This window comes from Capnocytophaga gingivalis (assembly GCF_002302415.1).
Classification (GTDB): Bacteria; Bacteroidota; Bacteroidia; order Flavobacteriales; family Flavobacteriaceae; genus Capnocytophaga; species Capnocytophaga gingivalis.
Genome location: NZ_CP022386.1, coordinates 2237852 through 2248898 on the forward strand (window position 1 = coordinate 2237852; position 11047 = coordinate 2248898).

Below are 11047 nucleotides of genomic sequence, written 5' to 3' on the forward strand. Positions count from 1 at the left end.
AGGAAGTTATATGGTAGGAGAATTTCAGAAGTGATACCATAAATAAAATATGTATCTTATGAAAACAATGAAAAATAGACTTTTAATAGACCTACAATTGGCGATTTTGCTCATTTTAGTTATCGGTTGTACCACTTTAATCCCTGATAACAACATGAAATGGACTGCCAAATACAACTTTATGGATTTGTACAAAAAAAGAAACTATGGATTCAATCCAGGTTCGGACAAACAACTAAGTTTGGTATTCTCCCCTATGGAGAATGTCATTATCTTGGGAGCTCAAAAGGACACTCCTAATTTTGACCCTACAGCAACAGAACGGCAAGCGGTACTCTATATCTCTACGGATAGAGGGCAATCCTACAAGGAACTCATCCTTGAAGGAAATGATGTCTATGATATTGCAGCCTATACGAAAGAGTACAGCATTGTAAAGACTTCTGGGGATAAAAATAGATATATATACCTCCTTAACCATAAGACTTTTGAAATAAAGGAAATAGATAAGTATAATAGAGATGATGAAATCTATTACGATGATTTTGATGGTCGATTTCTCAAATGTGAAAAGAATGAAATTCGTTTTTTAGTAGATGTATTAAGTAAAGACTCTGTAAAGTTGTATGAGATACCTAAAAAACTCACTGCTTATCAGTATTATCCTATTCATCAGAATGGAGATATTCTATATTACAATGGAATATTAGAGCTTCGTACTTACAACGTAATTACAGGAGAAGACAAACTTTTTAGACAACTCAAACATAAATATGATTTCTTATCTCCAGAGAACTATTTGGATTACAACACACCTCTTTCTTTGCTAAAGATAGAAAATATGGATGATGAGGAAAGAGAAATAACCACAGTTTACGATCTTGAGGAAAACTTTGTCCGTAAGATAACCAAAGAGAATCGTGAAAAGTACTATTACTATAAGGACTTTATCTGTGATTATACAAAGTTTCACACACATACTGAATTGCGTTTTTCTTTTGACAAAGGGAAAACGTGGAAAACCCACAAAATTCCTATGGTAGGTTTGTTTGGTTTTAATAAGAATGTAGGTTTCTTTGAGGACAAATACATTATCTTTGAGGGTATTTTCTTTCGTGGAGATTCTCCAGAGAGTGGCGGTCGCATAATGGTAGGAGAATTTCAGAAGTAAAACAATTTATATAAAGTATTGATTTTTTGCTTTTTAGTTCTATATTTGTGCAAAAATACCTATTCTTAGGATAAAAACGATTTATAGTTATCAAAGAGGTTGCTAAAAAATAATGTAATAGACAAATTAATAGATAGAAGGATAGAAACTCCTGAAGGAAAAGACCTTATCAAAGTAGAAGAAGCATATATACCTGATAAAGAAATTATAAAAGCACTCTTAAACACGAGGTATTAAAACAGCTCTATTGTTTTAATATTTCAAGAAAAAAACGTATCTTTGCACAAAAGTAATTCACATGAGAAAAATCTATTTACCATTTACTATTTTATTGATTTTGAATAGCTTATTATTGCAATCGCAAAACAAAACGTACAAGATACGTACGGTGGCTTTCTACAATGTAGAAAATCTCTTTGATACGATCAATGATCCTAAGAAGTTTGATGATGATCGTACCCCTACCGGTAAAGACCATTGGACCAGTAAGCACTACTATGATCATGTGAACAAGCTCGGCCAGACTATCGCTAAGATAGGTAAGGATGTGACTGGGCAAGCTCCTGACTTTGTAGGGCTTGCGGAGGTAGAAAACCGAGAAGTAGTCGAGGATTTGGTCAATTCCGAAGCACTCAAGGACAACTATTATGGCATTGTACATTACAATTCGCCTGATGCCCGAGGGATAGATGTGGCTTTTATCTACAAACAAAGTGTATTCAAGCCTACAAAAACCTCCAAGCACTTTTTGGATATAAAAGATGCCGCCGGTAAGCGTCGCTATACTCGTGATCAGATACTCATTTCTGGAGAGATGGATGGGGAGGAAGTGCACTTTATCGTCAATCACTGGCCTTCACGCTCAGGAGGGGAAGCCGCTTCGCGCCCCTTGAGAGAGGCTGCCGCCGCACTGAACAAGAGGATTTTCGATTCGCTAACGGCTATAAATCCTATGGCAAAGGTAATCAGCATGGGCGACTTCAATGACGATCCGACCAACTCCGGATTCAAAAAGATTCTCAAGACCAAAGCCGATAAGAAGAAAGTACAACAAGGGGACTTGTATAACCCTATGGAGAATATGTACAAAAAGGGAATAGGTACCTTAGCTTATCGTGATAGCTGGAGCTTGTTTGACCAGTTTGTCCTCACCTATGGCTATTTGGCTAAAGAAGCAGAAGGTTATAAATATTGGAAAGCAGGAGTATTCAATAGTCCAGAGCTGGCCAATCCTTCTGGTAAGTATGCGGGCTATCCTTACCGTAGCTATGCCAACGGAAGCTATACAGGTGGGTACTCAGACCACTTCCCTGTATATCTGTACCTGATAAAAGAATTTTAGTAGTCAGTGGTCAGTCTATTATAGACCGACCACTGAAACTTAATATACCTCACGCCCAGAGAAGAAAAATCCTATTTCTCTTTGGGCGTTTTCGTTGGAGTCAGAGCCATGAATGGCATTTTCTCCTACACTCTCCCCATATTTGGCACGGATAGTTCCCTCTGCCGCCTTGGCTGGATCTGTAGCTCCGATAAATTCACGGAAAGCTTCTACAGCATTCTCCTTTTCCAAAGCAATCGCTACAATAGGGCTACGCGACATGAAAGCCACCAACTCAGCAAAGAAAGGGCGTTCCTTGTGGATTTCGTAAAACTTCTCTGCTTCCCTTTGGCTGAGCCATACATACTTAAGGGCTATAATTCGGTAGCCACCCTTGATGATTTGGTCAATAATAGCCCCAGTATGCCCCTTTTCTACGGCATTCGGCTTAATCATGGTAAAAGTTTGATTGGTTGTCATAAAAACATTTTTTAATTAAACAATTGATTTTTAATACTTTATAAGTATATAAAAAAGATAAAATAGATTCAGAGAAAAAATTTGCGTAAAAGTACAAAAAAATATTGGAATAAGGTTGCAGATTATTATTTTTTTTGTACCTTTGCACTCGGCAAGTCCTACACGACCAGCTCCCTTAGAATCCTCCAGGGTGGGAACGCAGCAAAGGTATAAGGTTGTAGCGGTGCGATGTAGGTAGCTTGCCATTTTTTGTTTAGTAATGTTAGAAAATAATTTATAATCTACTTAAAATCAATAAATTATGACAGAGCAACAGATCTTAAAAAAAATTGATAAGTGGAATGAGGATGACCATATCCAAGCCATTGTTGATTTTATTGAAAATCTTCCACACGAGAGCAAAACCACCGAAGTACTTAGTGAATTAGGCCGAGCTTACAACAACCTCTATTGGTTGGATTCCAATAAAGAGAATGAGAAATATCTACAGCGTGCGGTAGAAGTATTTAAGTACCTTGAGCCAGAAATTGGAGATACTGAGAGCTGGAACTATCGTATAGGCTATTCTTACTTCTATCTTAATGATATGGAGAACGCTAAGAAGCACTTACTTAAAGCAACTTCCCTTTCAGGTACACAGGAACTATTGGACTATCTTTCCATAGCCGAAGAGAAAGGAATTACTCTATTGGATGCTGTAGCAGGAGGTAGAGGAGGGGTAGAATATATCTTGGAGAACTACAAAAGAGCCATAGCACAGTATGCTCCGCAGATGACAGATCGCTTAGGAGCTCCCGCTACCGAACAGAAGATAGAAGCGCTCGAGAAGCGCTTAGGCTTTGCCCTATCCGAGGAGTTCAAGCAACTTCACAGAACCTTTGATGGACAGACAGGCGCCCCTTTCTATAGTGCAGGACAGCGCTTCGTGTCCTTGGACGAGATAGAAGCCTATCAGGATGAAATGGAACAATACTTAGAGGCTCATTATGGTAAGAATTGGCAAAAAGTACGTATTCCAGAAGATGAGTTTGTAGAAGAAGGCTATATAAAGAACCGTCTCTATTCACGCAAATGGGTGCCCTTTATGGTTCAAGAATTAGAAGGAGAGGATGCCCCCAGCTATTTGTGTTTTGACTTTGACCCAGATGAGCAGGAAGGAATCTTCGGGCAGCTTATAGGGGTATCTCCTGCTGAGAAGATAGAAGATTGTGAACTGGACTTTATCTATCCAAATATTTTCCAATGGGCAAATGTTATGATAGAAGGAATGAAGAAAGGTCAATTGGCATACTCAGAGGAAAAAGACGCCTTAGAGTTCCTCTCTCGAGGAAACTTTGAGCCTTCTTACTATAGCGAGGAAGAAAGAGAATCCTTAGAGGAATATATCCAAGAGAATATAGGAGAATTCGACGAGGTACTCCATGAGTTAGTATCTCCAGATATTCATTGTGATATCTATATCGTAAAACCAACTCCCGAGCGTAACTATTATACCTTAGTTACTGGAGGTATGGGCGCTTATGCGATGAATGTTCCTGATGGGTTCAATGGAAGTCCCTATGCTGAGATGTGCATTAACTTGCCGCCTACTTGGAATCTTAAGAGTGAAGATGAGAAAGATTATTGGCCTATCCGTTGGCTAAAGATTCTCTCTCGCTTGCCTATAGAGCAAGATACCTTTTTGGCTTGGGGACATACAGTACCTACAGGAGAGCCTTTGGAAGGGACTAACTTCACCTGTATGTTGCTCATTGCAGCCGATAATAAGGACGGAGAGGATGCCGTGGCACACTTGGCACCTTCAGGTAAGGAGGTGAACTTCTATAGCATAGTACCTCTATACGAACAAGAGATGCTCTACAAGCTGGAGAATGATAGCGGAGCACTCTTAGAACTCTTCTCAGAGAAGGAAATTCCTTATCCACCTGTGGTAGATGTACATCGCCAGAATGTATGTGAGGGCTATACTCCTACTCAGAATTCCAATCTCTTGGATGAAGTATACTGGGCATTCACCCAAGAAGCCTATCCAGGACTGATGATCTTCTGGGAAGCTGTGAAGACCTACAATTCGGATGTAGAGAATGATTTGGAGGATTTCAATCCTTTTGGAACCATATTCCGTTCGCCTAAGGTGAAAATCATGTACGAAGCTTGGATAAAGAGCCGAAAAGAGCTCTATGACTTTGAGATATTGGCCAATGAGAACCTCTTTGACGAAGAACCTGATGAAAATGGTCTTTATCAAGCGCTTATCGTCGCCGAGCTCTACTCAGGAGATGGAGCTGCCTTTGGAGCTTTGGAACTCTTGTGGTTGATTCACAATACCTTGTCCAACAAAGACTTGGGAGATCACATCTTCTTTGAAGGCTTCGATATAGAAGGATATGAAGAGGATGGAACACCAGTAATATTTATCAATTGTGGCTCTTAGTTAGCTTTTCAAATAGTATGACAAGAGGCTGTACCTGATTTAGGACAGCCTCTTTTTTTAGTTGTGATAAAAGGGTTTTTATAGTACGCCCTCAAGGGCTTTGTTTACTTCGCGTACAGCTTGTGTGCTTTCGTTGAATTTAGCTTTTTCAGCCTCATTGAGTTTTACCTCTACGATGCGTTCTACTCCATCACGGCCGATGATTACAGGCACCCCTACGCATACATCTTTCTGTCCGTATTCTCCTTCCAGAAGTACAGAACAAGGGAAGAGTTTCTTCTGGTCGCAAGCAATCGCCTGTACCAAGGCGGAAACAGCCGCACCAGGGGCATACCAAGCGGAAGTACCCAAGAGCTTGGTAAGAGTAGCTCCTCCTACTTTGGTATCTTCAGCCACTTGAGAGAGGCGCTCTGCAGAAAGGAATTCGCTTACAGGCACCCCACGATAGCTGGCAAGGCGTGTAAGAGGTAGCATACCGCTATCACTATGAGCCGCGATTACCATACCATCCACATCGGAGATAGGGCTGCCGAGGGCTTCTGCTAAGCGATATTTGAAACGGGCAGAGTCCAAAGCACCACCCATACCGATAATGTGGTTTTTAGGTAGTTTGGTGGCTTTGTGTACCAAATAAGCCATGGTATCCATAGGGTTGCTCACTACAATGACAATAATGTTAGGTGAGTGTTTTACCAATTGTTCGACTACCGACTTTACAATATTGGCATTGGTACCGATAAGTTCTTCACGAGTCATGCCAGGCTTGCGAGGAATACCAGAGGTGATTACCGCGACATCGCTACCTGCGGTTTTGGAATAGTCATTAGTGACCCCTACGATACGGGTATCGAAGCCATTAAGAGAAGCTGTCTGCATAAGATCCATAGCTTTTCCTTCGGCAAATCCTTCCTTGATGTCGATAAGGACAACTTCGGAAGCGAAATTCTTTAGTGCAATGTATTCTGCACAACTGGCACCGACAGCGCCAGCGCCTACTACAGTTACTTTCATATAAAAAATTTTTTTAAAATGTTATTGTATCCGATGTCAAAGGTAAATAAAAAAAATGACATAAACAACCTTTTGATAAACTTTATTTGGAGGGATATTAAAAAAAGACATTCGCTCCTATCGAAGGGGCGAATGTCCTATATAATATATTAGTGAAGAAAGCCTATTTTTTCAACCAATTGTTGGAGAACTTACAGTTTCGGTACTCTCCTTTGACAGAGACGAAAGTCTTCTGGATAGCTCCTTTGATCCACTTTTGTACAGCTTCCAATTGTTTTTCCTTCAGCGCTAAGTCTTTGATTCGTATATAATCATTTACAAAATCAGCCGTATGCTCATTGGTACGATTGGTCACGCGGTATATTTTATACATTTTTCTACCGGTTCTATCTTCGTCCATGATAGGGGTAGAGACCTCATCGTCCTTGAGGGAAGCTACCTGAGAGTAGAGTAGAGGTTCCATACGAGTGAGCTCGAACTTAGTAGAATAGTCCTCGGGATTGAGCAGCTGTCCGCCATCTTCTCTTGTTTCCTTCTCATCTGAGAAATTCTTAGCAGCTTCGGCGAAAGTAAATTCTTTGTTGATGATCTTATCACGGATATCATTGATTTTCTTTTTGGCCTCTTCCAAGGAGTTTTGAGGAATCTGAGGTACCATAAGGATATGGCGTACAGAGACTTCCTTACCACGTATCTTGACTACTTGTAGGATATGCCATCCGAAATCTGTCTTGAAAGGGTCAGATATTTCTCCTTCTTGGAGGGAGAAAGCCACATCCTTGAACTCTTTGGCAAAGCTTGATTTTCTGTTGAAAGTCAGCTCTTTGCCCCCTGTAGCTCTGTCGGCAGAGTAGAGGATAGCCTTGGTGGAGAAGCTTGTTCCATTCTCCAAGACATCTTTTTTGATTTCTTTGAGTTGTTCTATGACCTTATCTATCTCGCTCTGAGGGGCTTTAGGTTCTATAACAATTTGAGCTATTTCGAGTTCTGTGCCGATTGTAGGAAGCTCATCCTTAGGAATCTTGTTGAAGAATTGCTTCACCTCCTCGGGAGTTACCTCGATATTCTCTACAATTTTAGCTTTCATGCGGGAGCTTAGTTCGTTCTGGCGAAGAATCTCGAAGAGCTCGTCACGAAGGGATTGTTCGTCGTCCTTGTGGTAGAAATCTACTACTTTCTTGATGTCGCCCAATTGTTCCACGAGGAAGTCGATACGGCGATTTACCCCGTCGCGAATGTCATTATCAGAGATTTTGATACTATCCTGAATGGCTTGGCTCACATAGAGCTTGTCCTCCATGAGCTTGCCTAAGAGTTGGCAGCGGGTAACATTCTTGGTATCCACGTTTTGGGATTTGAGTTCCACCAAAGCGCGGTCAATATCTGTTTCCAAGATTAGGTAATCCCCCACGACGGCCGCCACCCCATCTATCTTGTTTTTGGGAGATTGCGCCCATAGAGCAGAGGTGGAGAGTAGGGAAAATAGGAATAATTGGCAAAGGATACTAATTCTGTTCATAGATCTCAAGTTGTTTTTTTTCAATGGCACTATTGATAATCTCTTTTTCTAAAGTGTTGATATATTTGCTTTTGCGTTTGTTTAAAATAATTTGTTTCAGAGTAGGGTAAGCATATTCCATAGGTGCATAGTCGGAGGCTTCCAAGAAATTGTTGATTTTGACCAAATATACCGAAGAAGAATCTCTTTCTTCTATGAGCTGATGGAGATAGCTTTTTTTGAGTTTGTCCTTGAGTAAGGGGAGCTTTTCCTCTACTTCACTGGCTCTGACCCACACAGAATCATTCAGAAAGGAAGAAGTGAAGTGGGGGGCAAGAGAATCTATATAATGCCTATCCTTGGACGAATAGGTACGAAAAGCCGCTGAAAGCTTAGGGCTTATCTCGGTAGAGGATAGCTGGATATACCTGAGCTGTACCAAGTCCTCACTTAGGCGGAAAACCTCTTTGTTAGCCTCGTAGAAATCCTCCCTTTCCTTGCGAGAGATGGTGGTATCAATCTGTTGGGAGAGCAAGTCCAAGTAGAACTGAGTGTACAGATCCGTGCGGTATTGACTGACTAAGTGTTCGAATTCTTCTTGTTTTTCTTTGTTGATATTTTCTTCCGCCTTGAGGAAAAGGAGCTTTTTCAGTGCCCAATTATTGATATAGGGGGTTACGATTTGTACACTATCCTCAAGTGTATAATCCTTGGGGAGAAGTTTTTGGATATCCTCCTGATAGAGGTAATAATTACCCACTTTGGCTACAATAGTACGATCCTTCTCGGAGGAGCTTAGCCATTGGCAGCTGCTTACAAGAAGGCCTACAAGGAGAAAAGAGGACATTATTTTCCAGTTCATTTTAACGTTTCTTAACAAGAGGTGTAAAAACAGCGCAAGTTACAGCTATTTCCTGAGAAAAACTAATTAATTAATTTTGTTTTAACTTTCAGAGGGGGATTTAGGCAAGAAGGACTCAGTGGAAAAGGAGTCCTTGTACTGGAAAATATAGGTGCGTATCCAAGTATTGGTTTTCATAATAGGGTTGTAGAAGAGAGATTCTTCGGTGGTTTTTTTAGGAATCAGCTCCATAGCACCTTCGTTCAGGTACATTAGCGCCGTTCCTACGATAAGAGACCACTTGAGCATACCGAAAACAGCCCCCGCTATACGGTTAAGGAAGCCTAAGGAGACACTCTCTAAAATCTTTGTCAGGAGCTTCCCCGCCAGCCCGACCAAAACAAGGACAATGAGAAAGGTAATGATAAAAGCCAATACCTGCTCGGTCTTGGCAGAAAAAGAAAAAATATCACTGATAAATGGTGCTACCATAGCCGAAAAGTGAATAGCTCCCCATAGAGCTACAAATACAGCAATAAGAGAGGTTACTCCCCAAATAAACCCTTTGAGAAAGCCTTGTACTATACCAAAACCTAAAAAGAGGCCTAAAACAATATCTATATTACTCATAATACTAAAAAAGAGATGGGAGCGCCATCTCTTTAAAATTCTTAATATTCATCCTCATTCCAAAGATAATCTTCTTCTGTGGGGTAGTCTGGCCAAATCTCCTCGATAGATTCATATATTTCTCCCTCATCTTCGAGGGCTTCAAGGTTCTCCACTACTTCCATAGGAGCTCCTGTACGGAGGGCATAGTCAATAATCTCTTCCTTGGTAGCTGGCCAAGGGGCATCACTTAAGTAGGAAGCCAGTTCTAATGTCCAATACATACAATTTGAATTTATTAGTAAATATTTGTTTTTCAAATAGGGCACAAAAATATAAAAAAAAATGATATTTAAAACATTTTTCTACTATCTTTTTTCTTTTTTTTTCGAATGAGTAATTATCACATTGATTATCAGTCGGGTATATTTATTTTTTATATTTATTCCAATATTCGATAAGTAGTGCCAAAAGCTCCTTGTGACTGATTTGCATGGTGGAACTTGAGATACTAACCGAGGTACCACACAGGCGGAGGTTCCACTGCATCATTTTCCTTAGAAAAGGGCTCTTTTCCTTGGCGATATAGGCTTGAGGATCCTTGAGCATGATTAGGACAGATTTGCTTCCTCTGACTTCGAAAACCTCGAAACCTGTAATTTCCTGCCAAGGGATAAATAGTTCATTACGGATTCTCAAGTATAAGCCTTCGGGATTGGCTCGGAGTACCCATCGCTTGTTAAGTAGATTCTTGATGGTAAAGAATAAAGCCAATAAGGCAAAAGCAATAGCGGCTATCCCTATGCCCTGAACCAAGAGAGGGCTTCTCTTCCCTGCGGCAATTTCTTCCCCATGAAGCACAAAATAAATGCCTGCTGCCAAAAAGAGCAAAGAGAGAAAAAGCAGGAAAATGTTTTTTTTACGACTGGTGTATATTTCCATGATTTTAGTTGTCAGTGAGCAGTGAACAGTTGTCAGTGAGCAGTGAACAGAGGTCAGTGAACAGAGGTCAGTGAACAGTTGTCAGTGAGCAGAGGTCATTAATCATTGAACATTAATCATTAATCATTGATTTAGTATTCGCCTTTGAACACTTCTTGGATACTGGAGAAAGAGTTCTTCAGTAGCTTTTTTAGTTTTTTAGGCTTCTTCCAAGCGCATACTTCAATGTCTTCTTCCTGTTGGGGAGAGAGGTTTTCAGTGGCATCACTATACATATTGTACCAAGAGGTTTTTTTTAGGCAATATTTTTGATCCTGAACGTATATATGGTAGGTGATAGTCCTCAGTCCTAATAGCTGTAGGGAGGCAAGGGCTGTCTCTTCCTGCACTTCCCTCTGAGCACATTCTGCTATCTGCTCTCCTGCTTCTAATTTCCCTTTGGGTAAGTCCCATTTTCCTTTTCTCTTGATAAAAAGAATACGTCCCTTGGGGTTACGTACTACTCCACCTCCAGCCTCTATACAAATGAGAGCGGAGGTGAAATAGCTGAAGAAATCTTCCCCCTTGTCTATATAAAAAACGAATTTTCCCGACTTAGCCTTTTCTACTTTTTTTAGAAAATCTTTTACCGAGAGAGTGGTAAGAGAAAAGAGTTTGCCCTTTTTCTTACGCGCCTTTCTAAGGTTGTTGGTAACCCATATTTTTTTATTATCGAAAAAAACTTTATACATAGGGGGTAA

Annotated in this window: 11 protein-coding genes and 1 other RNA gene; 4 read left to right on the forward strand and 8 right to left on the reverse strand. The window is 40.5% G+C overall.

Annotated elements, in window-relative coordinates:
• Window positions 1–58 precede the first annotated feature (58 nt).
• Together CGC50_RS10670 and CGC50_RS10675 are read left to right on the forward strand one after the other, a co-directional pair.
• Window positions 59–1171, forward strand: a complete 1113-nt coding sequence (locus tag CGC50_RS10670; RefSeq protein ID WP_095911354.1) for a hypothetical protein — start codon at window positions 59–61, stop codon at window positions 1169–1171.
• A gap of 298 nt (window positions 1172–1469) precedes the next feature.
• A complete protein-coding gene (locus CGC50_RS10675) occupies window positions 1470–2513 on the forward strand; it encodes an endonuclease/exonuclease/phosphatase family protein (RefSeq protein ID WP_095910807.1) in 1044 nt (347 codons plus the stop codon).
• A gap of 39 nt (window positions 2514–2552) precedes the next feature.
• Here CGC50_RS10675 and CGC50_RS10680 read toward each other — a convergent pair whose 3' ends face one another.
• The gene (locus tag CGC50_RS10680; RefSeq protein ID WP_002666249.1) at window positions 2553–2972 is read right to left on the reverse strand and encodes a nucleoside-diphosphate kinase; all 420 of its coding nucleotides are present in this window, start codon (window positions 2970–2972) and stop codon (window positions 2553–2555) included.
• Window positions 2973–3121: 149 nt separating this feature from the next.
• On the opposite strand from CGC50_RS10680, the gene ffs reads away from it, so the two are divergent.
• Together ffs and CGC50_RS10690 are read left to right on the forward strand one after the other, a co-directional pair.
• Window positions 3122–3220, forward strand: an RNA gene (gene ffs / locus CGC50_RS10685) — signal recognition particle sRNA small type.
• Between the two features lie 53 nt (window positions 3221–3273).
• A complete protein-coding gene (locus CGC50_RS10690) occupies window positions 3274–5406 on the forward strand; it encodes a suppressor of fused domain protein (RefSeq protein WP_095910808.1) in 2133 nt (710 codons plus the stop codon).
• A gap of 78 nt (window positions 5407–5484) precedes the next feature.
• On the opposite strand, the gene CGC50_RS10695 is transcribed toward CGC50_RS10690, so the two are convergent.
• The 7 genes from CGC50_RS10695 to CGC50_RS10725 form a co-directional block, all read right to left on the reverse strand.
• Entirely contained in the window at window positions 5485–6417 is a 933-nt protein-coding gene (locus tag CGC50_RS10695; protein WP_002666278.1) for a malate dehydrogenase, read from the reverse strand.
• 163 nt (window positions 6418–6580) lie between these two features.
• On the reverse strand, window positions 6581–7936 hold the full coding sequence (locus tag CGC50_RS10700; protein ID WP_002666316.1) for a peptidylprolyl isomerase: 1356 nt from the start codon (window positions 7934–7936) through the stop codon (window positions 6581–6583).
• A complete protein-coding gene (locus CGC50_RS10705; protein ID WP_232781115.1) occupies window positions 7923–8777 on the reverse strand; it encodes a hypothetical protein in 855 nt (284 codons plus the stop codon). The genes CGC50_RS10700 and CGC50_RS10705 overlap by 14 nt, the downstream gene beginning before the upstream one ends.
• A gap of 81 nt (window positions 8778–8858) precedes the next feature.
• Window positions 8859–9386, reverse strand: a complete 528-nt coding sequence (locus CGC50_RS10710; RefSeq protein ID WP_095910810.1) for a CvpA family protein — start codon at window positions 9384–9386, stop codon at window positions 8859–8861.
• 41 nt (window positions 9387–9427) lie between these two features.
• A complete protein-coding gene (locus CGC50_RS10715) occupies window positions 9428–9649 on the reverse strand; it encodes a DUF2795 domain-containing protein (RefSeq protein ID WP_002666276.1) in 222 nt (73 codons plus the stop codon).
• A 145-nt stretch (window positions 9650–9794) separates the two neighbouring features.
• Window positions 9795–10307 (reverse strand): STM3941 family protein, encoded by a 513-nt coding sequence (locus CGC50_RS10720; RefSeq protein WP_002666261.1) that lies wholly within the window; start codon window positions 10305–10307, stop codon window positions 9795–9797.
• A 131-nt stretch (window positions 10308–10438) separates the two neighbouring features.
• Window positions 10439–11038: an NUDIX hydrolase gene (locus CGC50_RS10725; RefSeq protein ID WP_095910811.1), complete on the reverse strand. Its 600-nt coding sequence runs from the start codon at window positions 11036–11038 to the stop codon at window positions 10439–10441.
• Window positions 11039–11047 lie beyond the last annotated feature (9 nt).